This is a genomic window from Streptomyces sp. NPDC048560 (assembly GCF_040650955.1).
Classification (GTDB): Bacteria; Actinomycetota; Actinomycetes; order Streptomycetales; family Streptomycetaceae; genus Streptomyces.
In genome coordinates this window covers 186,340-212,829 of the sequence record NZ_JBEZIJ010000005.1, presented here as the reverse complement: position 1 = coordinate 212,829, position 26,490 = coordinate 186,340, and the positions used below count along the sequence as shown (strand labels likewise).

The window sequence follows — 26,490 nt, the reverse complement described above, 5'->3', positions numbered from 1 at the left end:
ACATAGACGTGGTGTGGACGGGCAGCTGGGTCGCCGAGCGGCTGGGAGTCGAGCTCGTCGGCGACGGGGAGCTCCGGGACCTGCTGGGTCTGGCCCTGCGCCGCAACCCCAAGCGGGCGCACCTGCTCGTGTCCAACGTGCTGGGCAAGCACGTGCCGCAGAAGCCTTCCGTGGTCTACGGCGCGGGCTTCGAGCTGGGGGAGCGGGTACGCGACCTCCTCGGTGAGGCGGACGCCCGTACGGCCGTCGTCGTGGGGTACGCGGAAACCGCGACCGGTCTCGGCCACGCGGTCGCGGACGGGCTCGGTGTGGCGCCGTACCTCCACTCCACGCGCAGGCCCGTCGAGGGCGTTGCCCGGGCGGGCGGCTTCGAGGAGTCGCACTCGCACGCCACCTCGCACCTGCTGCTGCCCGAGGATCCGGCCCTGCTGTCGCCCGTCCCCTCCGGTGCGCCGCTGGTGCTGGTCGACGACGAGTTCTCCACGGGCAACACCGTGCTCAACACGATCCGCGCCCTGCACGAGCTGTACCCCCGTGAGCGGTACGTCATCGTGGCGCTCGCGGACATGCGCGCGGCCACGGACCGCGAGCGGCTGGCCGGCTTCGCCGACGAGATCGGCGCCCGCGTCGACCTGGTGGCCAGGAGCGCCGGGACGGTACTCCTGCCGGAGGGCGTGCTGGAACGGGGACAGAGCCTGGTGGCGGCCCAGGAGGCGGCGGCGTCCGGGGCGGAGGCGTCGGAGGCCGAGGCGCCTGGCGCATCCGGGACCAGGGGCGGCGGGTCCACGACTTCCGCCCCAGCCGCCACCCGGGTCGAGCTGGCATGGCCGGCCGGCGTTCCCGACGGCGGACGGCACGGCTTCACCCCGGCCCACCGCGCGGCCCTGGAAGCGGCTCTGCCGGGCATGGCGGCCCGTATTGACGACGCGCTGGGCGACGCCCGGCGCGTACTCGTCCTCGGCTTCGAGGAGCTGATGTACGCCCCGCTCCGCCTCGGCACGGCCCTGGAACAGGTCTCCACCGCCGAGGTGCGGTACTCCACGACCACCCGCTCCCCGGTCCTCGCCCTGGACGACCCGGGGTACGCGATACGCAGCCGACTCGTCTTCCCGGCCCACGACGAGCCTGCGGACGGCCCAGGTGACCGGTACGCGTACAACGTCGCGGGCGCCGGATTCGACGCCGTGCTCGCCGTCGTGGACTCCGCGGCGGACACACCCGCCCTGCACGCCCCCGACGGCCTGCTGGCCCGGCTCGCGGCCCACACCGGCCACGTCCTGCTGGCCGTCGTCCCCTCGTACGTCCCTTCCGGCACCCTCGCCACCCCGTCCCGTGCCGTCCCTTCCCCCGTCGCCGAACGGCTGGAGCCCTCCGTGCTGCCCGAGCCCCTCCGAGGCCCCGCCTTCTCCTCCTACGCCGCCGACGACGTCGGCTGGCTGCTCCAGGACCTCTCGGACACCGCACTGGAAGCGCCCATCGAGGAGCGCGAGGAAGCGATACAGAGCGGTGGCGCGCACTACGCCGAGTCGCTCCCCGTCGAGTACCAGCCGTCGCCGCAGTACCAGGACCTCTTCAAGGCCGCGCTCGACACCTCGGCCGCCCGCGTGGCCCGGGCCGTCGGTACCGTCACCGAGACCGTCCTCGCCGAACGGTCCCCCCGCCCCGTCCTGGTCTCCCTGGCCCGGGCCGGCACTCCAGTAGGCGTACTGATGCGCCGCTGGGCCCGGTTCCGCTACGGACTCGACCTGCCGCACTACGCCGTGTCCATCGTGCGCGGCCGGGGCATCGACGCCAACGCCCTGCGCTGGCTGGCGGCCCACCACGACCCGGCCGACGTCGTCTTCGTCGACGGCTGGACGGGCAAGGGCGCCATCACCAGGGAACTCGCCGCCGCCCTCGCGGACTTCGACGGCTTCGACCCGGAGATCGCGGTGCTCGCCGACCCGGGCGGCTGCGTCCGGACCTACGGCACCCGCGAGGACTTCCTCGTCCCCTCCGCCTGCCTCAACTCCACGGTCTCCGGCCTCATCTCGCGGACGGTCCTGCGCGCCGACCTGGTCGGCCCGGACGACTACCACGGGGCGAAGTTCTACCGGGAGCTCGCCGGCACCGATGTGTCCGGCCACTTCGTCGACACGGTCGCCGGCCGCTTCGCCGAGGTCGTGGACACGGTGGACGCCGACGTCAAGGAACTCCTCGCAGCCGACCGCGCCCCGACCTGGGAGGGCTGGGCCGCCGTCGAGAGGATCAGCGAGGAGTACGGCATCCATGACGTGAACCTCGTCAAGCCGGGGGTCGGGGAGACGACACGCGTGCTGCTGCGCCGCGTTCCGTGGAAGATCCTCGCCCACCGCGGAGCGGGCGCCGACCTCGACCACGTACGACTTCTCGCCGAACAGCGAGGCGTACCGGTCGAGGAGGTCGACGACCTCCCCTACAGCTGCGTGGGCCTGATCCATCCACGGTTCACCCGAGGCGCCACCGGCGCGGACGGCAAGGCGGTGACGGGCAAGTGAGCGCACAGGTGACCATGGTCGCGAGCGACCTCGACCGCACGCTCATCTACTCGGCCGCGGCCCTCGGCCTGCCCATGCCCGACGCGGAAGCCCCCCGGCTGCTCTGCGTCGAGATCTACGGGCACAAGCCCCTCTCGTACGTCACCGAGACGGCGGGGGCGCTGCTCGAAGCGCTGGGCGGCAGCACGGTCTTCGTCCCCACCACCACCCGCACCCGCGAGCAGTACCACCGCATCCATCTCCCCGGCCCCGCCGCGCGGTACGCCATCTGCGCCAACGGCGGACACATCCTCGTCGACGGGGTCTCCGACCGCGACTGGCAGCGGCAGGTCGCGGCCCGGCTCGCCGACGAGTGCGCCTCCCTCGCCGAGGTCAGGGCCCACCTCGTCGCCGCGGCCGACCCCGCCTGGCTCCTCAAGGAACGGATCGCCGAGGACCTCTTCGCGTATCTCGTCGTCGAACGTTCGCTGCTGCCCGAGGGCTGGGTGAAGGAACTGGCGGACTGGGCGGACGGCCGCGGCTGGACGGTCTCGCTCCAGGGCCGCAAGATCTACGCCGTTCCGAAGCCGCTCACCAAGAGCGCCGCGATGTACGAGGTCGCCCGCCGCTGCGGCGCCTCGCTGACCCTCGCCGCCGGTGACTCGCTCCTCGACGCCGACCTCCTGGTCGCGGCGGACCGCTCCTGGCGCCCCGGCCACGGCGAACTGGCCGACAGCGGCTGGACCGCTCCGAACGTCGAGGTGCTGGGCGAGACGGGCGTCGCGGCGGGCGAGGAGATCCTGCGCCGGTTCATCGGGGCGGCGGGCGAGGAGCGGCGTCGATGACTGGGACGGTGGATCCCCAGCAGTCCGGAGTTCCCGCCAGGAGGAAGCACGCGCCATGAGCAAGGGCAACGAAACCAGGATCACGGACGACCTGTACGCGTACATGCTGGCGCACAACCCACCGCTGGACGCGGTGCAGCGTGAGCTCGTGGAGACGACGTACGCCCGGTTCCCCGACCACGCGGGTATGCAGTCCTCACAGGAGCAGGGCCCGCTCCTCGCCTTCCTCGTACGGCTGACGGGGGCCCGGCACATCGTGGAGGTCGGCACCTTCACCGGGTTCTCCGCGCTGTCCATGGCCCAGGCGCTGGGGCCGGACGGGGTGCTGATCGCCTGCGACATCTCCGAGGAGTGGACGGCCATGGGCCGGGAGGCCTGGGAGAAGGCCGGCGTCGCGGACCGCATCGACCTGCGGATCGCGCCCGCACTCGACACCCTGCGCGCGATGCCGTCCGAACCGCACGTCGATCTGGCCTACCTGGACGCGGACAAGGGCAACTACATCCCGTACTGGGAGGAACTGGTGCCCCGGATGCGGCCGGGCGGGCTCGTCGTGACGGACAACGTGCTCTTCCACGGCGCGGTGGTCGATCCGGGCGCGACCGGGGCGGCGGCAGCGATCAAGGAGTTCAACGACCACGTGGCCGCCGACACCCGTATGGACAGCGTCCTGCTCACGGTCGCGGACGGACTGACGCTCTCGCGCAGGAGGTAAGCGGACCGCTCAGCCGGGATCGTGGGCGGGGGCGGAGATGGGCCGCAGGGTGCTCGCGGGGTGCTTATGTGGGTTGACCGCGTGCGTCGCTCACGTGGGTTGACCGCGTGGGTCGCTCACGTGGGTTGACCGCGTGCGTCGCCCACGTCGGTTGACCGTGTGGGCCGGCGCCACGTCCCCGGCCGCGATGTCAGCCGCAGCATCCGCCCCCGCAGCAGCCACCTCCACCCCCGCCGCCGGCGGCCGGTGCGGGCGCGGACCCGGCCGCGCCGCCGACGGCGACGGCGGAGAGCAGCTTCACGGTGTCGTCGTGCCCGGCGGGGCAGGTGGCGGGAGCGGAGGACTCCGCCATCGGACGGCTGACTTCGAACGTGTCGCCGCAGGGGCGGCAGCGGTACTCATAGCGAGGCATGGCCCCAGGGTAGAGCCCCGGCCCGGCGCCCGTACCCCGGCGTACATGCCCGGCGCCCGGCCGTCACCCCGGGCCGCTGCCGCCCTGCCTCCGTACCTCGGGCATCTGGAGAGCCCGCCGACGACGTTCCAGGCGGGCGGCGTGCTCGGGATGACGGGCCTGCCAGTACGGGTTGTCGTACGGAAGACGGCCACTGACCCTTCCGTACATGCCGAAGAACATCAGCATCACGCCGACGACGAAGCTGAACAGCACGTTCTGGATCTCGAAGGCGAGGAAGTTGTAGTCGGAGTCCAGCAGGGCGAGATTGACGAACCCGCTCAGGATGAACGCGATTCCCAGGACCATGTTGATCGTCGAGGCGACATTGCCGCCGATCACCATGCCGCCGAAGAGCACCAGCCCGACGCAGATGGACAGGACACTGAGCGCGCCGTTGGTGCTGAGGCCCGCCACGGTGTCGCCGCCGGTGTCGAAGAAACCGATCTTGTCGATGAGGCCGAGGATGCCGAACGCGAGCAGGAGGAGCCCGGTGAGCCCGGCCCCGATCCGGTAGACCTGGCTGAGCCGGTGATCCACCGGCAGGTGCTCGTCGAGCCGCACGGTCCGCCCGTGCCGGCCGGCGGACGGCGGTGGCTCATGACGTAGTCGAGGAGCGTGAAGGGCCATACGAGCCATACGAGCCTCCCTCGGCCGCGGACGTACACGCGTGGCGTACGTGTACGTCGCGTACGTGGCGTACGGGCGAGGCGCGGCGGCCCCTGCCCGCCTGCTTCCAGGATCGGCCCAGGAGGGGCCGGAGACAAACGTGCGGCACGGAAGCCCCCGGACCCGTGCACCCGGAACCGTGCACCCGGAACCGCCGTTCCTTCGACATCAGGCCGCGACTTCACGGCCCGGGCCCGGCCTCAGGCCGCGATCGTGCCCCGCGCCCAGACCTCAGCCCGCGATCGTGCCCCGCGCCCCGGCCCTGCTCCCAGCCCAGCCCCGGTCTCAGGCCCCGGCCCCGCGCTCCTCGCGGATGTCCGAGACCACGCGGGCGACCGACCGGCGTACGGCCTCCGTCTCGGTCAGGAAGTGCCAGTAGTCCGGGTGGCGCCCCTCCAGCCCCGCGACGGCCCGGTCCAGCCGGGACACGGCGTCGTCCAGGGGACGGGCGTGACGGGGATCAGGCGTGTTGCGCCCGGCCATCGCCAGCCTCTGGGCGTCCCGGATCGCGAAGCGGGTCCGCTGGATCTCCTGCTGCGGGTCCTTCGCCACGGCGTCGAGCCGCTGCAGCCGGTCGCCGGCGGCGGACACCGCCTCGTCCGTCGCGTTCAGCAGGGCGCGGACCGTACTCAGCTGGGCCGTCGCATCGGCCCAGCGCTGCTCGTCGCGGGCCTTCGTGGCTTCCGCGATCTTCTCCTCGGCCTGCCGGATGTTCACAGCGGCCTGGTCGGGAACGGGCTGGAGGTCCTGCCAGCAGGCGGCCGAGAACCGGCGCCGCAGCTCGCTCAGCACCGGCTCGACCGACCCGGCACGCGTCGTCAGCGCCTGGGCGCGGGTACGGAGCGACACCAGACGGCGGTCGATCTCCGCTGCCCGCTCCGGAAGCCGGTCCGCCTCGATCCGTACAGCCTCGGCGTCACGCAGCACTTGGTCGGCCCGCTGCAGGGTTTCCGCCACGCCGTGCCGGCCGGCGCCCTGGTTCAGCCTCGTCAGCTCGGGCGCGAGAGCCGCCAGCCGCGCCGCGAGGTCGTCGGCGCGCAGTCCGGAGGCACGCACGGCATCGAGGGCGTTGCTCGCCGCGAGCAGTGCCTGCCGTGCGCGCTCCACGGCGGGCGCGAGCCGCGCGAGCTGTGTCTCGGCGCTGCCGAGCAGCGGGCCGAGACCTTGCGTGAACCGGTCGAGCTCGCCCTTGACCCGTACGAGCTCGTCCTTCGCCTTCGTCAGTTCGGTCAGTGCGTGGGCGGCGACCGCGGGCTCCAGATCGTGCCGGTCGAGGTCGTGCGCGTCGACTGCGGTGATGTACCCGTGGCTCACCTCGTCGATCCGCCGCCCCAGCGCGGCGAAGTCCTCGACGGCCTGCCGGGCACGGGGTGAACTGTCCACTGCGGTGATCGTCTCGATGGAGATCAGCAGATCGCGCTGAGCGGTGTCGAGCTCGTAGAAGGCGGCTGCGGCGGCGTCCTTCGCCGCCTGAGCGTCGGCCCGCTGACTCTCACCACCACGCCCGCCGAACCAACGCCGCGTACCACCGCCACCCGCGAAGGCCGCCGGCAGCGCGGCGGCGAGCAGGGGGACCGGCAACAGCATCAGTGTCAGGACATCCCGGACGACGGAACCCCCACCCGCTTTCGCCTGCGGCCGCGCGTGTGTCGCCGTCACATCCCTCTCCCGTGCCGTTTCGCCCTGCCCGGTTCATTCTCCCACCAGGTAAGGACGAACACACGGGCCGGTTAGTTCGCGCTTCGGACGGTGACTTCGCCGTTGTCGCTGCGCGCCCGCACCACATGCGCACTGTCGTCGCTGCGCGGCACCTTCACGGAGACCTCCCCGTTGTCGGCCTCCGCGCTCACGGCGTACCTGTCGTCGCCCCCGGGCAGTTCGATGGTGATCCCACCGTTGTCGCTCACGGTCTCCACCAGCGTCGGCACCCTGGTGAACATCAGCCGGACGGAACCGTTGTCCGCGCGGGCGTTCACGGAAGAGGCGGAGACCCGCTCCGCCGTGACCGCACCGTTGTCGCTGTTCAGCGTCAGCGGCCCGCTGGAGTCCCGGACGACGACCTCGCCGTTGTCGGACGTGAGATCGAGCCGCGTATCGAACCCGGAAGCGGTGACGCTCCCGTTGTCCCCCTGCACGGTCACGGCCACCCCGCGCGGCACCTTCACCTGGTGGCGCGCTTCGCAGTTGCTGATCATCGCCTCGCACTTCACCTGGAGCCGCAGAACTCCGCCGCTCATCTCCCAGACGGCGTCGGGCCCGTTCCCCAGCACGACCCACCCGTCGAACCTCCGCGTCACCTCGACCCGCCGCACATCGGCAGGCACGAGCTCGACACTGGAGTTCTCGGAGTCGATGGTCAGAGCCTTCCCGTCGAGCGCGAACGACTTCCGCTCGACGGGAGCGTCGTCGACATCGGTGCTCCCGCACCCACTGAGCGCGGCAACAAGGACGAGAACCCCGCCGGTCGCGCCGAGGGCGCTGGTGAGTGTGCGCGTACGCAAGGTCATGGTCGTAGGTCCCCCTGTAGTGCCGCCGGTGTGCCTTCACCGTATGTACTGCGGCCCTGCGGGAGGCATCCGGACGGCTACCGTCTTGGGGTGGGGATATCCCCCGTACGACATCGCGGCGCACGCTCCGTCCGCTCCGCGTGATCGCGGTGCACGCTGGGGCGCTCCCTGAGACTCCGCAGTCCGGGGACGAGCCCGCCCGAACGGGAACCGGTTTGCGAGGAGGGCCCGTGAGCCATGTAATCTGTTCCTTCATCCACGGGTGCGTAGCTCAGGGGTAGAGCGCTGCTCTTACAAAGCAGATGTCGGCGGTTCGAAACCGTCCGCGCCCACCAGCAGGAAGCACGGAAAAGGCCCAGGTCACCGGTACAGAACCGGGAGCCTGGGCCTTGTTCGTTCCTCAGCCGCGGGGGCGGGGAGAGGCGGCGTGCCACGTGCCAGATGCGGCTGGGGTCAGTGTTCGGCTGAGGGGGAAGCTGGCGGAACCAGTCAAGGTAAAGCGAGCCCTTACCGCGCACGACTGTGCTAGATGCTTGAGCATGGACCAAGGAACCGCAGCTGGCCAACAGGCATGTTGGGGGCCCTTGGCGGGACACTGACCGGCGGAATCGCGGCCGTGCGAGGGGCGAGGATTGGGTGCCGAATCAGCGGCCACGGCTGCCCGGCAACAGGTCCAAGATCAAGCGGCTACCGAGCACGCTCATTGGTTGAGGGAACGACGTCAAGACACTTACAACACGTTCCTCACTGCCACTCAAGAAGTGCAACGAATGGTGCAGCCTCTGATCGTAGCTCTATATATCGAGCAACGCCGAGATTCTCAACTCAGTGATGCCCAGCAGGCCAAGAGCGCATTTGCGTTGCGGTGGCCTCACTCATGGGGGAGCGTCGGAGCAGCGCCTCGGATGCGGAGGCCGAATGAGCAGGCCCAGCCAGAAGGGTTGGCGTGGCCAGAGACACCCGGGGCCGAGGGCAGATGCCCCGCCCGGAGGCGTTGTTGAGCCGTCCCTGAACGACCGCGCTCCTGCCGCTGAGGTCCACGACCAGATCAGACCACCAGGTGGAATGCCGTATTGGTTGAATGAACCCCATGCATTCAGGCCCGGATCCACGTATGGGAGTAGATGTGGTACGTCACTGGCTTCGTGTCGCGATCACGTCCGATCACCATGTAGCCCACGTTTCCCTGAGCGGTCTTAAAGCAGGCGATGATTGTGTCCGCCTTCAGATCGGCGTCGGTGAATTTCGTTCTCCCAGTGGCGGTCTTCGCAGGCGGTGGTTCGAAGGACTTGAAGCACTCGTCTTCTCCCGGAACCTTGTCGCCCAGGGAGATTCCTCCCTCTCCGAATATGGGCTTCTTCTTCTCGGCGTACTTCTTGATGTTCGAAATCTGCGCCGGACTGACAGGCTGAAGGTTGCCGCTACGGTGGTCATACGCAAGGTCTGGTGCGCCGCCCCGCTCCGACTCGAAGCTGACCTGGGTATCGGTTGACTGGGCGCTGAAGTGGAATTCTTCCACGTCCACACGGGCCGGCCCCAGGGGCCCTTTCTCCGGCTCAATGTCGATATCCTCCACTTTGACCTTGGCTCCAGGGCTGGCTTCGACAGTGATCCTGTTGCGTTCGACGATGCCGACGACCTTCCCCTCCATGGCGACACGCAATTTCCGGCCGGTGTCGATTCGGTAGAGCGTGCACGGTGTCGGCCCAGCATCCTTGATACAAATCGCCAACTGAGTGCTGTCGCCTGGCGCGGGTGGGGCCTTTTCGCCGTCACTCGCGGTCAACCCGAGCCCGAACGTGCCGATTGGGGTAACCAGCTTCCCGGTCGCGCTGACGCTGATCTTCAGGTGGTTGTCCACCCGGAAGGCGAGTGGCAGGATCGGTAGCTGGTATGAGCCGAAACCCTTGACCTTGCCATCATTGTTGCTCGGAGGTGACTGGCCAGGCTTTGTCGGCAGACCGCGCTTCCCCGGAGCGGGAGGCTGGTACTCCCCGGTGTCGACAGGCGGATCAGTCGCGCAGCCAGAAGCTGCGAACGTTGTCAGCAGCAAGGCGGAGATCGCTGCCACCAAGCGGGACTTGAGACTCATGGCCAGGTAGACGTCAGCATCCTGGCGCTGGTTCCAGCCTCCATGCTGGCCGCTTATGTATTCACCGCCCGCAGTCGCTCGGAAGCGATTCATGACCGAAGCTGGTTCGTCGAACGGGTCTGATGCACGATCGGGTGACATCTGAACTGGCTTGGCATGGGGCGTGTTGAGCTCCGAGCATGCGTGCCAGATACATGCCAGATCGAGTGGTCAGCAACGGTCAATTTGGAGAACGCCACGGTGTCCGCAGCTCGTGACAACCGTCGCAGAGCACAGACAGGCTGAGCTGTGGTGATGACTCAGATGCCGCTGCCAGGCTTAAAAGGCAGATGTCGGGAGTTCGAAACCGTCCGCGCCCACCAGCACAAAGGCCCCAACCGATCATGGTTGGGGGCCTTTGACATCCACTTCTGACATCAATGGGCGCGCTTCATTCTGCCCACAGTGATCCTGCGGTGTGCGAGTCGCGGCGTCTGGTCGCCTCGTCCCGAGCTGTGCGACTGGGAGCCGGACGCCGGGGCGTGGCCGCGAGCGTTCCTGGCGGCACGCCCGCCGGAGACCGGCCTGCGGCAGCGCTCCTCCAGGGGCCGCGGAGACCGGAATGACGTCGTTGACCGGTCCGGCCTGAAGGTGCACGGTCGGCTCTGGCAGGTCGTCTGTTGGTCATCGACGAAGCCCGACCGTCGGTTAGGTCCCGGACGATTCTCCGGGCCGCCCCCAGACAGGCCGGGGATGCAACCATTCTTTTCAGAGCTGGAACCCCCGGAAGCCGACCGTGCGCTTGAGACCCTAAGGGCTGGCACTGACAACGGCATTGTGGGTGGTTGGTCGTCTTGGGCGGTGAGTCCGTACGCGGCAGGCGATTCGGTCAACCTGCTGGTATCGAGGGTGCGGAACAGTCGGATCGGGGTGCTGCGTTGGCGGTACGGTCGCTCTATGACGTCACATCAAGCGGATGCCGCGTAAGTCCCCACGGGAGCTGCGGGCAGCCGGGGGGCGAGGGGCCGAGTGGAGGACTGGTGAGCACGTTGCTCATCAGTGCGTGTCCTGGGCGCTCTGCCTGTACTGCCGTGCACACGTACCTGTTTGTCGATGGCCTCGACATGGTCTCGCGCACTGATAGCCGCATGGCAGGTCTGGATCCGAACTGGCTGCTCCGCCCCGGCGGTCCGCTCTATCCGACGGATATGTTGTGCGCGGTTGATGTGGCGGCGCAGGAGCAGCCCGAGCCGGGGCCGGACAGGCTGGGCATCCAGGTCCGGCTGCGGGGTGCGACGGTGATCTGGTCCGGCCTGGCTTACCCGGGCCTCGATGGCGGGGTCATCGAGGAGGCTCGTTTCCATCTGACGCAGTATCTGGGCGAGATCGAGCGAGCTTACGTGGCGCTGGCTGACCGGGTCCGACCTGACCGGTTCCATCGGAACTGATCTGACCTGACCTGTCGAAGAGCCGCTGTCGGAACGGGAGTTCGGCAGGGCGGCGTGTGACCTCGAGCGAGCGACGTCGGTCGAGCCTCTGGCAGGAATGGTGGCGTTGCCCGTCGTGGTGCTCTGCGGCGTACTGAGCTTGGTGCCGGTCCTTGCCCTCTGTGGAGCAGGGCTTGTCTGGCGGATCAGGTCTGCGAAGCAGTGATGTGGCACGCCGTCTGCGTTGTTGTCGCTGGGTGAAGGAGCAGAATGAGTCGCATGACCCTGGCCAAGGACATCGACGCCCGCGGTATGCAGCACTGCGAGACGACAGCCCTGGGTGTGCTGCTGCGGCATGAAGGGCTCGACTTGTCCGAGCCCATGCTGTTCGGGCTCGGCTCCGGGCTTTCCTTCATCTACTGGGACAGTAAAGGGATGGGATTTCCCTTCCTCGGAGGCCGGGTCAAGCCCTTCGAGCTCACCAGGAATCTGGCTGCCGCACTCGGGCTCGGGCTGGTGATCGAGGAGACCACCTCCCCGCGCAAGGCATGGCAGAACGTGGCGGCACCCATCGACGCCGGTCGGCCGGTCGGTCTTCAGCTCGACAGCTACCACCTGGACTACTTCAGTACCAAGGTGCACTTCGGCGGTCATGTCGTCGCCATGTACGGCTACGACGAACGCGACGCCTACCTGGTGGACACCGACCCGCAGGGCGGAGCCGTAACCACCAGCCTGGCCGCCCTGGCCAGGGCCAGGGCCGAGCGCGGACCCATGACCGCCAGACACCGTTCCTTCACCCTCACCGTGCCTGGCGGCCTGACGTCACCACAGGACCGGATCATCCCCGCGATCAAGACCTGCGCCGACGCCTTCCTGAACCCGCCCATCGCGAACCTGGGCCACCGGGGCATCGAGAAGACCGCCAAGCTGGTCCCGAAGTGGCAGCAGCGCAGTGACAATCCGCGGGAGGACCTGCCACAGGCCGCCCTTCTCATGGAGAGAGCCGGCACCGGTGGTGCCCTGTTCCGCAATCTCTACCGGGACTTTCTCGCCGAGTGCGCCCAGCTGATCGACAGCAGCCACCTGCGCACAGGCCACCGTCTGTACGCCGAGGCCGCCACCCTCTGGACGCAGGTGGCCGCACTCCTGGCGGCAGCGGGCGAATCCGGCGACGCGGAGAACCTCGCGCGGGCCGGCTCCGTCCTCCACGAGCTCGCGCGCATCGAGCGCGATGCGATGCAGTCACTCAGCGAGCTCTAGGGAACTGGTCCTGCTGGTCATGACGGAGCGGAATCGGCGCCGGAATCGGATCGGGGTAACGGTGTGAGTGCTGGGGTCGGGTCGTTCGTTCAGGCGCGGTGGCCCCAGTCCAGGCGGTCGGCCAGGCCGGCGGAGGTGAAGGCGGTCGCCAGCTCGTCGTGGCCTTCGGTGAAGTGGGCCCAGCTGTCGTAGTGGACCGGTACCACGCGGCGGGCGTCGAGGAGTTGGGCCGCCTCGGCGGCCTGCGTGCTGTCCAGGACGAGGAGGCCGCCGTCGTACAGCACGGGGAAGCGAGGGGCTCCGGCGAAGAGGAGGGCGGTGTCGATCGCGGGGAAGCGCTCGGCGATCTCCTTGACCGCGTCGAGTGAGGCGTTGTCGCCGCTGACGTAGACGGTGGGGAGGCCCTCGCCGGTGAGTACGAAGCCGACGACCGGGCCGGAGAGCGGTTCGATCTCCTCGCGGGCGCCGGGGCCGTGGATCGCCGGTACTCCGGTGACGGTGACCGTGCCGCCGTCGGGGCGGTTCAGCTCGACGGACTCCCAGTCGGCCAGGCCCGTGGCCCCCAGGCGCAGGGCTGCGGAGGGGGTCGTGAGTGTGAGCGGTATGTCGGCGAGCAGCTCGCGTCCGGAGCGGTCGAGGTTGTCTGCGTGCTCGTCGTGCGAGAGCAGGACGACGTCGACGGGGCCGAGATCGGCGGGGCCGGCGACGGACGGTTCGGTCTTGGTCAGGGTAGGCCCGGCCGAGGGGTAGTCGCCGGGGCCGTCGAAGGTCGGGTCGGTCAGGAAGCGCAGGCCGCCGTACTCGAAGAGGGCGGTCGGGCCGCCGAGAACGCGGACCGGGAACTGGTTGGACGCTGCGGGAAGAGAAGACACGACGAAGACACCTCACGGATAGATGGCGAACGAACCGTGAGATGACTGTAGTCATTTCTCACGGATACGCGCAAGCCGTACCATGAGGACATGAAGGAGTCGGTGAGGGAGTCGGTGAGTGGGTCAGTGAAGGAGTCGGTGCCGGAGTCGGTGCGGGAAGGGGCGGCCGTACCCCCCGCGCCGGGCGAGGAGGAGCACCCGTCCCTGGCGTTCGCCAACAGCGCGGTCTCGCTGCCCGGCGGGCATGTGCTGGACCTCCTGGGTAGCCCCGCGCAGGCGAACCAGTGGTTGACGGAACGCGGCCTCGCTCCCGTCGACGCCGGTATGCGGGACATGTGCGCGTCGCAGCTGCGCTCGATGCGCGAACAGATCAGGTCGCTGCTCGCCTCCCGCGTCGCGGAGCTCCCCGCCCTTCCCGCCGCCGTCGCCGCCGTCAACGACGCGATGGCCCGTACCTCCACGGCCCCGCTCCTGCAGTGGGACGAGAAGAGCGGCCCGCGCCGCGTGACCCCGCACCCCACCACCGCGATCCTCGATCACGCCCTGGCGGCCCTTGCCTCCGACGCGGCCGACCTCCTCACCGGCCCCGACGCGGAACGCCTCACCGCCTGCGGCTCGCCGCCGTGCAATCGCTACCTGGTGCGCCACGGCCGGCGCCACTGGTGTTCCACCCGCTGCGGAGACCGCGCCCGCGCCGCCCGCGCCTACGCCCGGCGCAGCGGGACCGGGACCGGGGCGGAATGACCGGGCGGCCTGGGGTAGTTCCTTCTCGGCTCCCCGGGATCGCTGATCCCGAATCCCGGTCGCCTCGTCGCCGCGATCGGATGTCAGACCTCCAGGTCATCATCTGCCCATGGCTACAGCGCGAACTGACCGAGGCCGTTCCCTGCGGCGGGCAGGCCGTGATGACGTGAGTGCCCTGGTGGCAAACCTCGGGCGGGGTGCCTTCGTGATCGTCGAGCGTGATGAGGGCGAGGCCGAGGGCGATGGGTATGTCAGGTGCGCCTGCGCGATGACAGCGTCACGAGCTCGCTCGTTCGAGAACATGCATGGAAGGACGCCTTCATGTGGACGAGCTTTTCCGAGACGTGAGCAAACGGGGAACTGATGGGCAGGCGACGGTACGTGGCCGGAGGGGTGCCGGGCGGCTATCGCATCTGGGACAACACGGGGCGGCGGTGGTGGGGTGATCACTACGAGCTCTGCCCCGACGATCTCCTCGCCGAACTGAACGGTGCCGCGGACGGGGCGAGGATCACCGCCCTTCTCAAGCGGTACCGGGCCCTGAAGCGATGAACTCCGGTGCCGGTGCTGGTGCCGTGTCGGCGCCGCACATGTGGCGTCGAACTCCCGGTGCCGGTCTCGCGCGCCCGTGTACCGACGCCGACTTCACCGTACCGGCACCGAATTCAGCGCGCCGGTGCCGAGCGCGTGGTGGGCTTCGTTCGGCGTGAGACGTGGGAGAAGAGGAAGAGCAGTACTCCGCAGGCTGCTACCAGGGCCCAGCCCGGGCGGGAGGCGTGGGCGAGTTCTGTGGGGGCGGTTGCCGTGACCAGGGCGCCGGCGATGGCAATGCCCAGCGCGGCGCCGAACTGCCGGGCGGTGGAGGTGATTCCGCCGGCCACACCCGCTCGGGCGGCAGGCAGCGAGTTCACCGCCGTGGTGGTGATCGGGGCGTTCGCGAAGCCGAAGCCGATGCCGATGAGCAGGTAGGCCAGCAGGAGCAGGGGCGCGCTCGTGCGCTGGGTGAGTCCGGTCAGGCAGAGTCCGCCGGCCGTGATGAAACCGCCTGCCAGGGCGAGTGGCAGCCGTGGCCCGACGCGGCCGACCAGGCGACCGGACAGCGGTGCGCAGACGGTTGCTCCGAGGGCCATGGGCAGGGTCGCCAGTCCGGCGGACAACGGAGTCCAGCCGCGGGCGAGTTGCAGGTAGAGGGTGTTCAGCAGCAGAGCCGCGTTCAGTGCCACGAAGACCGCCACCGCGGCCAGGACCGCGCCGGTGAAGGCCGGGTTCCGGAAGAGGCGCGGGTCGATCAGTGGTTCGGGTCGCCGGGACTCGAACCGTACGAACGTGAGAGTCGCCGCCACGGCGAACCCGTACATGGTCAGTGCCGCAGGTGATGTCCAGCCCACGCGCGGGCCTTCGATGAGGACGCCGACCGAGAGACCGATGATCAGAGTGAGCAGGGCCTGACCCGGGAGGTCCAGCCGCTGTGCGCGGGGGGCGCGGGACTCCGGTACGAAGACGGCGGTGAGCACGAGGGCGGCCGCGACGACCGGCACGTTGATCCAGAACATGGAGCGCCAGCCGAGCGCCTCGATCAGGAATCCGCCGGTGACGGGGCCGACGGCCATGCTCAGGCCGAACACCGATGCCCAGATGCCGATCGCCTGGGCCCGCTCCTTGGGGTTCGGCATCGCGTTCACCACGATCGCCAGCGCCACGGGGCTGAGCATCGAGGCGCCGATTCCCTGGACGGCACGGGCCGCGACGAGGGTGCCCACCGAAGGCGCGACCGCGCAGACCAGTGACGCCGCTCCGAAGACGACCAGCCCGAGCCGGAACACCCGTCGTCGGCCGAACCGGTCCGCCAGCGCGCCGGAGGAGATCAGGAGACTCGCCAGGACGAGGGTGTACGCGTCGACCGTCCACGCCAGGCCGTGTGTCCCGACATCCAGGCCGCGCCCGATCGCGGGCAGCCCCACGTTGACGATCGTGGTGTCCATGCCCACCAGGAACATGCTGAGACAGCAGACGGCCAGTACCGTCCAGCGTCCGCGCGCGCTGAGCGGCGGTGGAACAGGGGGAGTCGTCGTGGTCGTAGTCGTCACGGTCTGCCTCTCACGTCCGGGTGTCACCTGCCCGCCAAGACTCCGGCCGCACCGTGGCAGCGGCCCAGCAATTTTGCGAAGACTGCAAAATGGACTCCGTGGACGTTGAACTGGAACAGATCCTGGGCGGCATCGGACCCCGGCTGCGCGCCCTGCGCCTCGACCGCGGACTCACACTGGAGGCCCTCGCGGTTACCTGCGGGATCTCGGTCAGCACCCTGTCGCGGCTGGAGTCGGGCAAGCGCCGCCCGACCCTGGATCTGCTCATCCCCCTCGCGCGCGAGCACCACGTCGCACTCGACCAGCTGGTGGCCGCCCCGGCGAGCGGTGACCCCCGGGTGCACCTCAAGCCCCTGCGCAGGGCGCACGGCAGCACCCTCGTACCCCTCACGCAGTACCCGGGACGGGTGCAGGTGTTCAAGCAGGTGCTGGCTCCACGCGAGCCGAAACTGGTGACCCACGACGGCTACGAGTGGCTCTACGTACTCGCGGGCGAGCTGCGCCTCATGCTCGGAGCGGACGAATTCGTCCTACGCCCCGGTGAGCTGGCCGAGTTCGACACCGGAGAGCCTCACTGGTTCGGACCGGCCGGCGCGGGCACGGTGGAGATCCTGCACCTCTTCGGACCGCGGGGCGACCAGGCCGTCGTGCGCGCACGACCCGCGGGCGCGCCGCCTACGCGGTGAACGACCCGTGCCGGAGGCTGCCCGCAGAAGTCGGAGGAGTGACCGGCGTGGTCGGCGCGCTCCGCGCGGACAGGGTCTCCGAGCGGTCCGAGCCGCCCCGCACCGCGTGCCTGGCCGGCTCGGTGGCTCCCGGGCCGCCGGGACAGGAGCACACTGGCCGTATGGCCCTACCCAGAACGCATCATTGCGCCGTATGTTCAGACGGCGCCGCATCCGATCCGGTCCTCCACGAGGACCTCGTCATCGGGGCGCCGCTCTCCATGGAGGAGCTCACCGACGCGCAGCGTCTCGACCGGTTCGCGCTCAAGTACGCCCACGACGGATGCCAGGTCAGAGAGGTCCGGCGGGTCCCGCACGACAGCCTCAGCGGGTACGCCTGGTCGGTGACCTTCACCGAGAACTCCTGATCAATCGATGATCCGGTCGCCCCGGTCCCGGTCCGCCCGGCAGACACCGGGGCGGTCCGGCGGCCGGTGGGCCCGCAGGCACGCGGGCTGGCTGTTGCCACAGCCCCAGCACGTCCACCATCCGCCGGCGTTCTCGCTCATCCGGCCTCCGCACTTGCCGCACCGCATGGTGGCTTCCTCCTTCATGGGCGGGGACTCGCGCCGACTGCTGCTCCTGCGCACTGTTCGTAGGGGGTCTCTCGTGGGAGCCTGCCTTCGCATACGTCATCCATGGGCGGAAGTGTGCGCATGTCTACCCCTACGAGGGGTATGACTGTTTGCGCTCTTGACGGTGATCCCCCGCGCACCCCGGGATGCGTCCCGCGCCGGCCGGGCGCACCGTGGATACATGCCAGGCCATCCGCCCGTCATCGTGTATCCGCCCTCGGCCACCGGAGGGCGGCGGGTGACCGTGCACGGTCAGATTGTGGGGCTGGCGCACGGCCGCGGCGACGTGGCGTCGTTCCTGCGGCGGGCCGGGTTCGCGGCCGGAGCCGAGGAGATCGACCTCGACCAGCCCGAGCTGATCGAGTGGCGTGGTGGAGACCTCGACACCTGGGGTGGCCCCTGAGGCGTCGCGGGGCGTGAGCGCGTTCACCCGTGCGGGTGCCGCTGAGTGGCTGGGCACGTGGGGTGGGGGCAGCGTCGGTCCTGAATCTGCGGGACGTCCGCACAGGACGTCGATGCGGGCCAGAACCGCAGGTCAGTGAGCCTGCGCGGCGAAGGAGTCCCCATGGCACAGTCAGCACCCACTCCCGGCACCTCCCGGCGGACGGGCGCGGGAAGCGGCGGCAGCGGATGGGCTGCCGGAGGAACCATGTTCGCCGGGGTCCTGCTCCTCGTGGACGGCATCCTCTCCGTCCTCAAGGGAATCTCGGGCATCGCAACCGATGACGTGTACGCCCGTGTCAACAACTACGTCTTCGAGTTCGACGTCACCGCCTGGGGCTGGATCCACCTCATTCTCGGCGTGATCCTGCTGGTCGTCGGCTGGGGCATCCTGAAGGGTTTCGACTGGGCCCGCGGTGCGGGCGTCGGACTCGCCTCGCTCAGCGTCATCGCCAACTTCATCTGGCTGCCGTACCAGCCTGTCTGGGCCATCGTCTCGATCGCCATCGACGTCTTCGTGATCTGGGCCCTGTGCACCGACCGCTCGAAGCCGGCCGCCTGACGTGGCCGCCGACCATGCGGCGGGCCGCCCTGCGGCTCCTCTCACGCCCGAGGCGGCGCGTGACACCGCCGCCTCGGCCTGGGTCTGGGGATACCCGCTCCTGGAGAACTACCGCACGATGTACCCGCAGGCCATCGACCCGGATGATCCTCGCTCCCTCGGTGGTTTCGGCCGTTTCCGGCACTACTCGCGGCCGTCCACCCCGGCTGACACGGATGTGGTGACGCCGAACAACGACACCCCGTACTCCTGGGCCTGGCTCGACCTGCGGTCCGAACCGTGGGTGGTGTCCGTGCCCGCGGTCGACCGTTACTACGTCCTGCCGTTCCATGACCTGGACACCTCGTACGTCGGGTACGTCGGTGCCCGTACGACCGGCCAGGGGGCGGGTGACTACCTGGTGGCCGGGCCGGGCTGGCGCGGTGACGTGCCGGACAAGATCGCGGGGGTGCTGCGCGCGGACACGTTCCTCGTGGGCGTACTCGGACGTACGTATCTGGCGGGGCCCGGCGACGTGACCGCGCTGAGGGCCGTCCAGGAGCAGTACCGGCTGCGGCCGTTGTCGGAGTTCCTCGACACGGCCGCACCCCACCCCGTCGAGGAACCGGTGTGGCCGGTCTGGCGCGAAGCGGACCTGGGCACCGCGGAGTTCTTCACGCTCCTCGACTTCCTGCTGCGGTTCTTCCCGGTCCTGGAGAGCGAGCGCGAGCTGCGTCAGCGGCTTGCCGCGCTGGGTGTCGACGGCGGCGGAGAGTTCGAGCCCTCCGCGCTGAAGCCGGAGATCCGGGCGGCGGTGGAACGGGGGATCGTCGACGCACGGGCCACGCTGGAGGCGGCGAAGAGGGACGCCGCCGACTCCACCGGCTGGTTCGGTACGCGCGCCGAGCACGGCCACGACTATCTGACCCGTGCGGTCGCCGCCGACAAGGGGCTGTACGGGCTGCCGTCCGACGAAGCCTGGTACGCGGGATGGCTGAGCGACGACCGGGGCAACCGTCCGCCGGACGCGTCCGCCCGCGACTACACCGTCCGGTTCCCGCCGGGGCAACTGCCGCCGGCCCGTTTCTTCTGGTCGGCCACCATGTACCGGCTGCCCGAACGGCTCCTCGTCGACAATCCCGCCGACCGCTACTCGATCGGGGACCGCACCCCCGGACTCGTCTACGACCCGGACGGCGGACTGACGCTCCATGTACGGAAGGACAGGCCGCAGGACCCGGAGCAGGCGGCGAACTGGCTGCCCGCGCCCGACGGCCCCTTCACGGTCGCCGTGCGCGTCTACGGACCGCAGGCCGCGGTCCTGGACGGCAGCTGGTCCATGCCGGCGCTCGCCGTACGGGACTGAGACGCCGCGGCCGTGACGACGAAACGGCCCGGGCGACGCGGACGCGACGACGGAACGGCCGGACGGCGCGGCTGCGACGACGCGGCCATGACGACGTGACGGCGGAGAATTGACTACGACGCGATCGCGGCGACGTGAGCACGGCGAGTGATCGCGAAGCGACGACGAAGCGACGACGACGAAGCGACCGAGACGAGAGGTACACCCGTGGTGGAGACTCCCGAAGAACTCGTCGAGCTGGCCGCGGAGGCCTATGTCTACGGCTATCCGCTGGTCTTCGATCTGTCGATGGTCGATGCCTTCCTGCACAAGGGCTTCGGCGCGCTGCCCGCCGCCCCCTTCAACACGTTCGCCCACTCCGGCGAACTGGCGGCTCCCGACGCACACTTCGTGTCCGTCAACAACGACACCGTCTACTCCGTCGCCCAGCTCGACCTGTCCGGCGGCCCGATCACACTGCACGTGCCGGACACCGGGGGCGCCTACTACGTGCTCCAGTTCGTGGACGTGTGGAGCAACAACTTCGCGTACGTCGGCCGCCGGGCGACCGGTACGGGCAAGGGTGACTGGCTGATCGCGCCGCCCGGGTGGGCGGGCACCGTGCCCGACGGCGTCAGCGGGGTGGTCGACGCACCGACCTCCCTGGTGACGGTGGTGGGCCGCAACGCCTGCGAGGGCCCCGAGGACCTGCCCCGCGTCCGGGCGCTCCAGCAGCAGTTCACGCTCAGCCACCTCGATTCCGCTCCCCACCGCACCGGGCTGCCCACGCCCGACGCCGGCGTTCCGGAGGACCTGTGGTTCTTCGAACAGCTCCGGGTCTGGATGGCCGACTTCCCGCCGTCCGCCGAGGACCAGGCGTACCAGGACCGGTTCCAGCCGCTCGGGCTTCTGGAGGAGGGGCCGTCGCCGTACGTTCCCGCAGGTCCCACGCTCGTCCAGGCGCTGAAGGAGGGGCTCGCGCGCGGCAAGGCGCGGGTGGAGGCGGCCACCCGGCCCGCACCCGAAGGGGACGGGGTGGTGCGGGGAGCCTGGGAGGCCGATCCGCACCTCTTCGACTACAACCTCGACCACACGGGCGTCGGAACGATCGACGCGCCGGAGTGGAAGATCGCAGACCGTGAGGCGTCGTACCTGGTCAGGGCGGTGGCCGCGCGGACCGGCCTGTGGGGGAACCACGGCTACGAGGCGGTGTACGCGCACACCTTCCAGGACTCCGAGGGCAGACCGCTCAACGGGGCCCACTCCTACGTCCTGCGCTTCGCGGAGCGGCCGCCGGTCAAGGGGTTCTGGTCGGTGACCATGTACGACGTCCCCGACCACTACCTCGTCGAGAATCCGGCGGGCCGTTACTCGGTCGGCGACCGCACGCCCGGACTCGTGTACGCCGCCGACGGCTCCCTCACCCTGTACCTGTCCAGGGCCCGCCCCGAGGATCCTGAGCAGGCGGCGAACTGGCTGCCCGCGCCGGAGGGCGACTTCCGGCCCATGCTCCGGCTCTACACCCCTGAGCAGGCCGTACTCGACGGAAGCTACGTCATTCCTCCCATCGAGCGGGTGGAGGCCGACCGGCGGTGATACGGCGGCCGGGCGCTGCGCGTCGGCGGTGGTACAGGCGGGCAGGCGGCGCCGGGACCGGCGACGTAACCGGTGGGCGGACGGTGCGGCCCTGCCGTTGTCAGTGGTCCGGTGGACACTGGATTCATGTGCCGCAGCATCAAGACCCTTCGCCCACCCGCCCTCCCGGAAGAGGCCACCGAGGAGGACATGCGGGCCGCCGCCCTCCAGTACGTGCGCAAGGTGTCCGGCTTCCGCGCGCCCGCCGCGCACAACCGTGAGGCCTTCGACCGGGCCGTCGACGAGATCACGCAGGCCACTCACCGGCTGCTCGACAGCCTTGAGGTAAGGGGTGCCGCCAAGGTGGGCTAGCCAGGTCCGCGAAACGCCCGCGGACCGGGGCTACGGGCGCGCCGTCAGGGAGACAGGCGCACCGTCAGGCGCCGGTGGCAGCCGCGGGCGCCGGGGCCTTCGCCCCCGCCGAGGGGCGGCGTACGACCAGTGCCGCGAGCGCGCCCACGAGGAACAGGCTGAGGACCGAGACCGCGGTGCCCAGCCAGGTGGCGCCCATCCACTGGCCGCCGAAGTAGCCGAGGCTCACGCTGTAGCCGGCCCAGGCGACACCGGCCAGCGCCGACCAGGGCAGGAACTCCTTCACCTTGCGGTGTGCGGCGCCCGCGCCGAGGGACACGACGGAGCGTCCCGCCGGGGCGAACCGGGCGATGACCACCAGCGCGCCCCCGCCACGGCTTAGGGCCGCGCCGAGACGTTCCTGCGCCGTGGTGAGGCGGCGCGAGCGGGCGATCGCCCGGTCCAGCCGGTCACCGCCGCGCCAGGCGAGGCGGTACGCGACGAGGTCACCGAGCACCGATGCGGTGGCCGCGCACAGGATCAGCGCGAGGAGCGACGGCACCTGCCGGGTCGCCTCCCCGGCCGCGACCGTCGTCGTCCCCGCGGCGGCGGCCGCGGCCGCCATGATCACGAGGACCCCGCTGGGGAGGACGGGCAGGAAGACGTCCAGAAGTACCGAGAGGGCGACCACTGCGTAGATCCATGGGCTGCCTGTCAGCGCGCCCACACTCTCCAGCACTTCTACTCCCCGATTCGCGTCAACGCCGCGACGTCGCAGGGAGCGGCAGGGGCGGCAGGGCCAGCTGTACAGCGTACGCCCGCGGTTCACCTGGACATCACCTCGGGTGGGTGATGTCGTGCAGCTCACGTGCACCTCGGGGAGGGGGTGTGACGACAGCAGGAGGGGGCCGACGGAGCAGGGAGCAGGACATGGTGGCAGCGGGAAGGGCCGCGCGGGCGGCGGGAGCGGTGGCGGTCGCCGCCGCCCTGGTGGTGCTCGCCGGTGGGGCGAGCGGGGCGAGCGGTGCCGGCGGTGTGGGCGGCGGCCATGGCGGTGACGGGTTCCGGTCGCGGTCGCACGCGTCCTTCGCGCCGCCGAACGCTTTCGTGGCCCCCAGCGCGGTCACGTACGACATGGAGCGCGTTCCGGCCGGGGCGCGGATCGAGATCACCCAGCACTCGGACAGGTCCGGAACGGTCGTCGAGGCACGGCTGCGGGGGCTGCTCCCGGACCACGCGTACGGGATGCACGTGCACACCTCGCCCTGCGGCGCCGATCCGAAGTCGGCGGGACCGCACTACCGGCACAGGGCCGAGGGCCCTGCCGGCCCGGCCGGGGAGGTGTGGCTCGACTTCGCCACGGACGCCGAGGGTGACGGTTCCTCGCGGGCCCGGCACGACTGGGGCTTCCGGGAAGGCGGCGCGCGGTCGGTCGTGATCCATGACCGGCAGGGCGGCGCGGGTGACCGGCTGGCGTGCTACACCGTGCCGTTCGGGTCGTACGGGACGGTGTGAGGCGGCCTTCCGCCTGGCTTCCGACGGGCTTCCGCCCGTACGCGCGGGCGCCCGGATCCCCGGAGCGGCGGGGATCCGGACGCGCGCGGAACGGCGGACCGTTCGACCTATGGTCAGACGGTGACGGCTGACGGTGAGACCGTGACGGCCGACGGCCGGACGGTGGGCCGACGCGGTCAGACGGTGACGGCCGACGCCTTCTCGCGCGGGCGCCCGGCGTCGTGCGCGGAGCCGCCGCGTGAGGAGAACAGTCCGTCGGCGGCCAGGGCGCCGGGGCCGGTGAAGACGATCAGCAGGAAGGCCCAGCAGAACATCGCGGATGCCTCACCGCCGTTCTGCAGGGGGAACAGGGCCTCGCGCTGGTGGACTTCGAAGTACGCGTACGCCATGGAGCCCGAGGCGACGAAGGCCGCGACCCGGGTGCCGAGGCCGAGCGCGACCAGGGTGCCGCCGACGAGCTGAATCACCGCGGCGTACCAGCCGGGCCAGGTGGCGGAGGGAACGCTGTCGCCGCCGAGCACTCCGAAGAGCGACGCGGCGCCGTGGCAGGCGAAGAGGAAACCGACGACGACGCGGAACGCCGCGAGGGCGTAGGGCTGGGCCTTGTTCAGGCGTATGAACATGGGGGGAGGGCTCCTTCGGTCTGTGGGGGACGTGCACCGATTGCCGACTGAGCGCCTCAGGTTAGGCAAGCCTCACTGTTACTTGCAAGTTCAACATTCTGTGTCATGGCTGGGAATCGTTCATTCGTCGGGCGTCAGATTCCGGTCGAGAACGGTCTCCAGCTGCGCGTCACGCGAACCACCCTTGGCCTGAACCAATGTCAGCGCAGCTTTCCGGCCAGTCAGCGTCAGCGTCATCAGCTGATTGCCGAACCATGGCCCGCCGGTCTTCCGCCAACTCACCGGCGGAGTCCCCGTGCGCCCGTGGCGCGCCAGGAGTCCGCCGAGCCACCGCCCAGTCCGGCTCCAGCCGAAACGGAAGCCGGCGCGGATGGGGCGCGGGATCGAGTTGTGCAGAGGTGAGCAGGTCAGCTGGAGGATGTGCGCCCCGGGAGCGCCGCCGGGTGCGGACGCCGGCCACTCGGGCTCCGCGATGTACGCGTGGTGCACATCGCCCGACAGCACACAAATCGTCGCAGGTGCGTCCGGACCGCTGCCCGCCTCCCTCAGGAGCTCCGTCAGCCCGCGGAACGAACCGGGAAAAGCTGCCCAGTGCTCCAGGTCGCAGGCGCGGCGCAGCTTCTCGCCGAAGCGCGCCCAGCGCCCGTCGGGCCCGCCGCGCTCGCCCCTGCAGAGCGCGGCGTTCCAGGTCTCGGCCTCGTGGACGAGGGGCGGCAGGAGCCACGGCAGCGAGGTGCCGATCAGGAGGTGGTCGTACGATCCCGGCTCGGCGAGGGCCTCTTCCCGCATCCAGCGGGCCTCCTCCTCGCTCAGCATCGCGCGCTGGTCCTCGTCGAGGACACGGGCCGCCCGGGTGTCCATCATCAGCAGCCGGACTCGGCCGAAAACACGCCGGTAGCTCCATCGGGTGCGGGAGGGCTCGTCCGCCGTCCCGGCGGCGAACCGGCGCAGGAGTTCGGTGCCGTCCGGCACCTCGCGCACGGCCGCGTACAGGGGGTCGGCGGCGAGCGTGGCGGGGGAGAGGTTGCCGAGGTGCTGGTACACCCAGTACGACATCAGCCCGCTGACGATCCGCTCGTTCCACCAGGGGGTCGCGCGGATCTCCGCGAGCCAGGCGGCGCTGGTGTTCCAGTCGTCGATGACGTCGTGGTCGTCGAAGATCATGCAACTGGGGACGGTGGACAGCAGCCAGCGGACCTCCGGGTCCCGCCAGGACTCGTCGTAGAGGAACGTGTACTCCTCGTAGTCCGCGACCTCCGCCCCCGGCGGCTCACGCAGGTCGCGGCGCGCGGCGAGTCTGCGGCGGGTCGCCGGCGAGGTCTCGTCGGCGTACACCTGGTCGCCGAGCAGCAGCAGCGCGTCGGGCCTGGCGGCATCGGGGTCGGCGGCCAGGCGGGCCGAGAGGGTGTCCAGCGCGTCCGGTCCCGCCGGGTCGCGGTCGGCGGCCGGCGGAGCCGCCCAGCGGCAGGAACCGAAGGCGATCCGGACCGGCGCCGGGGTCTCTCCTGCCGTGAGCGTGGGCGTGGTGATCGTGCTCGCGGGGAAGGGCGAGTCGTCGAGCGGCCACACCCGGCGGCCCCCGAGCAGCACCTCGTACGCCGTCGTCGTGCCCGGCGTCAGGCCCGTCACGACCACCAGCGCGTAGTGATGCCCGACGACCGCGAAGGTGGGTGACGAGCCGGACGCCCCGTCCGCGCACCTGACCTCCACGGTGCAGGGCCGGTCCGCCTCGACCCAGACCGTCGCCGACGAGGCCGACTCCCAGTCGACGTACCGCAGTAGTGGTCCCAGTCGCAGCCTGGCCATGCCGCCCCCTCGCGTCGCCGTGACAGATGGCTTCGTACCGTACGGAACGACGGAGGGGAGCGGGTGGGTTCCGCGCCACGGGTTCCGGCGCCGGGGGAGCGGCGGCCGGGACCGGGCCGGGTCAGCAGCCGTTCAGGACCGACTGGAGCGCGCTCTTCTCCGTGGAGTCCACGCTCAGGCCGTAGTAGTGCTTCACGTGCACCCAGGCGCGTGCGTACGTGCAGCGGTAGGCGGTGCGCGACGGCAGCCACTCGCCGGGGTCCTGGTCGCTCTTGGACTGGTTCACGTTGTCCGTGACCGCGATCAGCTGGGGGCGTGTCAGGTCGTTCGCGAAGGACTGGCGCTGGGAGGTGGACCAGCTGCTCGCACCGGAGCGCCAGGCCTCGGCGAGCGGGATCATGTGGTCGATGTCCACGTCCGAGGCCGCGGTCCAGGTGGCGCCGTCGTACGGGGAGTACCAGCTGCCGCTGACCGCCGCGCAGGCGGAGTCCTGCTGGACGTTGGTGCCGTCCCGCTTGAGGACCACCTCACGCGTGTTGCAGGCGCCCGACTGGGTGATCCAGTGCGGGAACATCTCGCGGCTGTAGCCCGTCGACGATCCCTCGGTCCTGACGGCGAGCTGGCTGAGATACGTACGGGCGGTGGAGGCGGTGACCGGGGTGGGCATGGCGGCCTGGGCAGCCGGTGCGCCGAGCAGACCCGTGGTGGCGGCGAGGGCGGCGGCCGAGGCTATGACCGCGACGCGACGCGCGTAGACACCTGACATGCGAACTCCCTTGATGTGGCGGCTTCTGGGGGGGGGCAGCCCGCCCGCGATGATCAGGAGGATGACGGGGAACGAGATGCG

The 26,490-nt window shown here is 70.3% G+C and carries 27 protein-coding genes and 1 tRNA gene; 16 read left to right on the top strand and 12 right to left on the bottom strand.

What is annotated here, in order from left to right:
• Positions 1–2: 2 nt before the first annotated feature.
• The 3 genes from AB0C82_RS15975 to AB0C82_RS15965 are packed head-to-tail and all read left to right on the top strand — an operon-like array spanning position 3 to position 4,055.
• Positions 3–2,516 carry a phosphoribosyltransferase gene (locus AB0C82_RS15975; protein WP_362842081.1) on the top strand — a complete coding sequence of 838 codons (2,514 nt, stop codon included), beginning with the start codon at positions 3–5 and terminating at the stop codon, positions 2,514–2,516.
• A gap of 14 nt (positions 2,517–2,530) precedes the next feature.
• Positions 2,531–3,340, top strand: a complete 810-nt coding sequence (locus AB0C82_RS15970; RefSeq protein ID WP_362842078.1) for an HAD family hydrolase — start codon at positions 2,531–2,533, stop codon at positions 3,338–3,340.
• A 55-nt stretch (positions 3,341–3,395) separates the two neighbouring features.
• On the top strand, positions 3,396–4,055 hold the full coding sequence (locus AB0C82_RS15965; RefSeq protein WP_362841479.1) for a class I SAM-dependent methyltransferase: 660 nt from the start codon (positions 3,396–3,398) through the stop codon (positions 4,053–4,055).
• Positions 4,056–4,245: 190 nt separating this feature from the next.
• On the opposite strand, the gene AB0C82_RS15960 is transcribed toward AB0C82_RS15965, so the two are convergent.
• The 4 genes from AB0C82_RS15960 to AB0C82_RS15945 all read right to left on the bottom strand — a co-directional run bounded on the left by AB0C82_RS15960 (position 4,246) and on the right by AB0C82_RS15945 (position 7,682).
• A complete protein-coding gene (locus AB0C82_RS15960) occupies positions 4,246–4,467 on the bottom strand; it encodes a zinc ribbon domain-containing protein (protein WP_362841476.1) in 222 nt (73 codons plus the stop codon).
• A gap of 63 nt (positions 4,468–4,530) precedes the next feature.
• Positions 4,531–5,136 (bottom strand): DUF4383 domain-containing protein, encoded by a 606-nt coding sequence (locus AB0C82_RS15955; RefSeq protein WP_362842076.1) that lies wholly within the window; start codon positions 5,134–5,136, stop codon positions 4,531–4,533.
• A gap of 324 nt (positions 5,137–5,460) precedes the next feature.
• Positions 5,461–6,834 (bottom strand): hypothetical protein, encoded by a 1,374-nt coding sequence (locus AB0C82_RS15950; protein ID WP_362841473.1) that lies wholly within the window; start codon positions 6,832–6,834, stop codon positions 5,461–5,463.
• 71 nt (positions 6,835–6,905) lie between these two features.
• Positions 6,906–7,682 carry a DUF4097 family beta strand repeat-containing protein gene (locus AB0C82_RS15945; RefSeq protein ID WP_362841470.1) on the bottom strand — a complete coding sequence of 259 codons (777 nt, stop codon included), beginning with the start codon at positions 7,680–7,682 and terminating at the stop codon, positions 6,906–6,908.
• Between the two features lie 260 nt (positions 7,683–7,942).
• Between AB0C82_RS15945 and AB0C82_RS15940 the strand changes: the two genes are divergently transcribed.
• Positions 7,943–8,017: transfer RNA gene (locus tag AB0C82_RS15940), tRNA-Val, on the top strand.
• Positions 8,018–8,778: 761 nt separating this feature from the next.
• On the opposite strand, the gene AB0C82_RS15935 is transcribed toward AB0C82_RS15940, so the two are convergent.
• Positions 8,779–9,867 (bottom strand): hypothetical protein, encoded by a 1,089-nt coding sequence (locus tag AB0C82_RS15935; RefSeq protein WP_362841467.1) that lies wholly within the window; start codon positions 9,865–9,867, stop codon positions 8,779–8,781.
• Positions 9,868–10,793: 926 nt separating this feature from the next.
• Between AB0C82_RS15935 and AB0C82_RS15930 the strand changes: the two genes are divergently transcribed.
• Positions 10,794–11,201: a hypothetical protein gene (locus tag AB0C82_RS15930; protein WP_362841464.1), complete on the top strand. Its 408-nt coding sequence runs from the start codon at positions 10,794–10,796 to the stop codon at positions 11,199–11,201.
• 258 nt (positions 11,202–11,459) lie between these two features.
• Positions 11,460–12,443 carry a BtrH N-terminal domain-containing protein gene (locus tag AB0C82_RS15925; protein ID WP_362842073.1) on the top strand — a complete coding sequence of 328 codons (984 nt, stop codon included), beginning with the start codon at positions 11,460–11,462 and terminating at the stop codon, positions 12,441–12,443.
• 89 nt (positions 12,444–12,532) lie between these two features.
• On the opposite strand, the gene AB0C82_RS15920 is transcribed toward AB0C82_RS15925, so the two are convergent.
• Entirely contained in the window at positions 12,533–13,315 is a 783-nt protein-coding gene (locus AB0C82_RS15920; protein ID WP_362841462.1) for an MBL fold metallo-hydrolase, read from the bottom strand.
• Between the two features lie 90 nt (positions 13,316–13,405).
• Between AB0C82_RS15920 and AB0C82_RS15915 the strand changes: the two genes are divergently transcribed.
• Complete coding sequence (locus tag AB0C82_RS15915) at positions 13,406–14,059, top strand: CGNR zinc finger domain-containing protein (RefSeq protein WP_362841459.1); 654 nt, start codon at positions 13,406–13,408, stop codon at positions 14,057–14,059.
• A 363-nt stretch (positions 14,060–14,422) separates the two neighbouring features.
• Positions 14,423–14,611 (top strand): hypothetical protein, encoded by a 189-nt coding sequence (locus AB0C82_RS15910; protein WP_362841456.1) that lies wholly within the window; start codon positions 14,423–14,425, stop codon positions 14,609–14,611.
• A 113-nt stretch (positions 14,612–14,724) separates the two neighbouring features.
• On the opposite strand, the gene AB0C82_RS15905 is transcribed toward AB0C82_RS15910, so the two are convergent.
• On the bottom strand, positions 14,725–16,146 hold the full coding sequence (locus AB0C82_RS15905; protein WP_362841453.1) for an MFS transporter: 1,422 nt from the start codon (positions 16,144–16,146) through the stop codon (positions 14,725–14,727).
• An 89-nt stretch (positions 16,147–16,235) separates the two neighbouring features.
• On the opposite strand from AB0C82_RS15905, the gene AB0C82_RS15900 reads away from it, so the two are divergent.
• The gene (locus tag AB0C82_RS15900) at positions 16,236–16,832 is read left to right on the top strand and encodes an XRE family transcriptional regulator (RefSeq protein WP_362841450.1); all 597 of its coding nucleotides are present in this window, start codon (positions 16,236–16,238) and stop codon (positions 16,830–16,832) included.
• Between the two features lie 260 nt (positions 16,833–17,092).
• A complete protein-coding gene (locus AB0C82_RS15895) occupies positions 17,093–17,239 on the top strand; it encodes a hypothetical protein (RefSeq protein ID WP_362841447.1) in 147 nt (48 codons plus the stop codon).
• Here the strand turns inward: AB0C82_RS15895 and AB0C82_RS15890 are convergent, their stop codons facing one another.
• Positions 17,240–17,380 (bottom strand): hypothetical protein, encoded by a 141-nt coding sequence (locus AB0C82_RS15890; RefSeq protein ID WP_362841445.1) that lies wholly within the window; start codon positions 17,378–17,380, stop codon positions 17,240–17,242.
• A 247-nt stretch (positions 17,381–17,627) separates the two neighbouring features.
• On the opposite strand from AB0C82_RS15890, the gene AB0C82_RS15885 reads away from it, so the two are divergent.
• The 5 genes from AB0C82_RS15885 to AB0C82_RS15865 all read left to right on the top strand — a co-directional run bounded on the left by AB0C82_RS15885 (position 17,628) and on the right by AB0C82_RS15865 (position 21,720).
• The gene (locus AB0C82_RS15885) at positions 17,628–17,849 is read left to right on the top strand and encodes a hypothetical protein (RefSeq protein ID WP_362841442.1); all 222 of its coding nucleotides are present in this window, start codon (positions 17,628–17,630) and stop codon (positions 17,847–17,849) included.
• 162 nt (positions 17,850–18,011) lie between these two features.
• Positions 18,012–18,449 (top strand): hypothetical protein, encoded by a 438-nt coding sequence (locus AB0C82_RS15880; protein WP_362841439.1) that lies wholly within the window; start codon positions 18,012–18,014, stop codon positions 18,447–18,449.
• 1 nt (position 18,450) lies between these two features.
• Positions 18,451–19,794: a DUF1254 domain-containing protein gene (locus AB0C82_RS15875; RefSeq protein ID WP_362841437.1), complete on the top strand. Its 1,344-nt coding sequence runs from the start codon at positions 18,451–18,453 to the stop codon at positions 19,792–19,794.
• Positions 19,795–20,001: 207 nt separating this feature from the next.
• Positions 20,002–21,369, top strand: a complete 1,368-nt coding sequence (locus AB0C82_RS15870) for a DUF1254 domain-containing protein (RefSeq protein ID WP_362841434.1) — start codon at positions 20,002–20,004, stop codon at positions 21,367–21,369.
• A gap of 126 nt (positions 21,370–21,495) precedes the next feature.
• Positions 21,496–21,720, top strand: coding sequence for a DUF2277 domain-containing protein (locus AB0C82_RS15865; protein WP_362841431.1), 225 nt, complete (start codon positions 21,496–21,498; stop codon positions 21,718–21,720).
• Positions 21,721–21,784: 64 nt separating this feature from the next.
• Here the strand turns inward: AB0C82_RS15865 and AB0C82_RS15860 are convergent, their stop codons facing one another.
• A complete protein-coding gene (locus AB0C82_RS15860; protein ID WP_362841429.1) occupies positions 21,785–22,438 on the bottom strand; it encodes a VTT domain-containing protein in 654 nt (217 codons plus the stop codon).
• Positions 22,439–22,629: 191 nt separating this feature from the next.
• Between AB0C82_RS15860 and AB0C82_RS15855 the strand changes: the two genes are divergently transcribed.
• Entirely contained in the window at positions 22,630–23,214 is a 585-nt protein-coding gene (locus tag AB0C82_RS15855; protein ID WP_362841425.1) for a superoxide dismutase family protein, read from the top strand.
• 176 nt (positions 23,215–23,390) lie between these two features.
• On the opposite strand, the gene AB0C82_RS15850 is transcribed toward AB0C82_RS15855, so the two are convergent.
• From AB0C82_RS15850 to AB0C82_RS15840, 3 genes are all read right to left on the bottom strand, one after another.
• Positions 23,391–23,837 carry a DoxX family protein gene (locus AB0C82_RS15850; protein WP_362841422.1) on the bottom strand — a complete coding sequence of 149 codons (447 nt, stop codon included), beginning with the start codon at positions 23,835–23,837 and terminating at the stop codon, positions 23,391–23,393.
• A 120-nt stretch (positions 23,838–23,957) separates the two neighbouring features.
• Positions 23,958–25,643, bottom strand: coding sequence for an alkaline phosphatase D family protein (locus AB0C82_RS15845; RefSeq protein ID WP_362841419.1), 1,686 nt, complete (start codon positions 25,641–25,643; stop codon positions 23,958–23,960).
• Positions 25,644–25,764: 121 nt separating this feature from the next.
• Entirely contained in the window at positions 25,765–26,409 is a 645-nt protein-coding gene (locus AB0C82_RS15840; RefSeq protein ID WP_362842070.1) for an HNH endonuclease family protein, read from the bottom strand.
• Positions 26,410–26,490 lie beyond the last annotated feature (81 nt).

What these genes read in the sequence shown, in the direction of transcription:
- AB0C82_RS15955 (WP_362842076.1), bottom strand. Translation starts at nt 5,136, where the DNA reads ATGGCCCTTCACGCTCCTCGACTACGTCATGAGCCACCGCCGTCCGCC.
- AB0C82_RS15855 (WP_362841425.1), top strand. Translation starts at nt 22,630, where the DNA reads ATGGTGGCAGCGGGAAGGGCCGCGCGGGCGGCGGGAGCGGTGGCGGTC.
- AB0C82_RS15960 (WP_362841476.1), bottom strand. Translation starts at nt 4,467, where the DNA reads ATGCCTCGCTATGAGTACCGCTGCCGCCCCTGCGGCGACACGTTCGAA.
- AB0C82_RS15845 (WP_362841419.1), bottom strand. Translation starts at nt 25,643, where the DNA reads ATGGCCAGGCTGCGACTGGGACCACTACTGCGGTACGTCGACTGGGAG.
- AB0C82_RS15840 (WP_362842070.1), bottom strand. Translation starts at nt 26,409, where the DNA reads ATGTCAGGTGTCTACGCGCGTCGCGTCGCGGTCATAGCCTCGGCCGCC.
- AB0C82_RS15945 (WP_362841470.1), bottom strand. Translation starts at nt 7,682, where the DNA reads ATGACCTTGCGTACGCGCACACTCACCAGCGCCCTCGGCGCGACCGGC.
- AB0C82_RS15880 (WP_362841439.1), top strand. Translation starts at nt 18,012, where the DNA reads ATGGCACAGTCAGCACCCACTCCCGGCACCTCCCGGCGGACGGGCGCG.
- AB0C82_RS15915 (WP_362841459.1), top strand. Translation starts at nt 13,406, where the DNA reads ATGAAGGAGTCGGTGAGGGAGTCGGTGAGTGGGTCAGTGAAGGAGTCG.
- AB0C82_RS15865 (WP_362841431.1), top strand. Translation starts at nt 21,496, where the DNA reads ATGTGCCGCAGCATCAAGACCCTTCGCCCACCCGCCCTCCCGGAAGAG.
- AB0C82_RS15935 (WP_362841467.1), bottom strand. Translation starts at nt 9,867, where the DNA reads ATGAATCGCTTCCGAGCGACTGCGGGCGGTGAATACATAAGCGGCCAG.
- AB0C82_RS15890 (WP_362841445.1), bottom strand. Translation starts at nt 17,380, where the DNA reads ATGAGCGAGAACGCCGGCGGATGGTGGACGTGCTGGGGCTGTGGCAAC.
- AB0C82_RS15850 (WP_362841422.1), bottom strand. Translation starts at nt 23,837, where the DNA reads ATGTTCATACGCCTGAACAAGGCCCAGCCCTACGCCCTCGCGGCGTTC.
- AB0C82_RS15970 (WP_362842078.1), top strand. Translation starts at nt 2,531, where the DNA reads ATGGTCGCGAGCGACCTCGACCGCACGCTCATCTACTCGGCCGCGGCC.
- AB0C82_RS15910 (WP_362841456.1), top strand. Translation starts at nt 14,423, where the DNA reads ATGGGCAGGCGACGGTACGTGGCCGGAGGGGTGCCGGGCGGCTATCGC.
- AB0C82_RS15895 (WP_362841447.1), top strand. Translation starts at nt 17,093, where the DNA reads ATGGAGGAGCTCACCGACGCGCAGCGTCTCGACCGGTTCGCGCTCAAG.
- AB0C82_RS15925 (WP_362842073.1), top strand. Translation starts at nt 11,460, where the DNA reads ATGACCCTGGCCAAGGACATCGACGCCCGCGGTATGCAGCACTGCGAG.
- AB0C82_RS15965 (WP_362841479.1), top strand. Translation starts at nt 3,396, where the DNA reads ATGAGCAAGGGCAACGAAACCAGGATCACGGACGACCTGTACGCGTAC.
- AB0C82_RS15885 (WP_362841442.1), top strand. Translation starts at nt 17,628, where the DNA reads ATGCCAGGCCATCCGCCCGTCATCGTGTATCCGCCCTCGGCCACCGGA.
- AB0C82_RS15900 (WP_362841450.1), top strand. Translation starts at nt 16,236, where the DNA reads ATGGACTCCGTGGACGTTGAACTGGAACAGATCCTGGGCGGCATCGGA.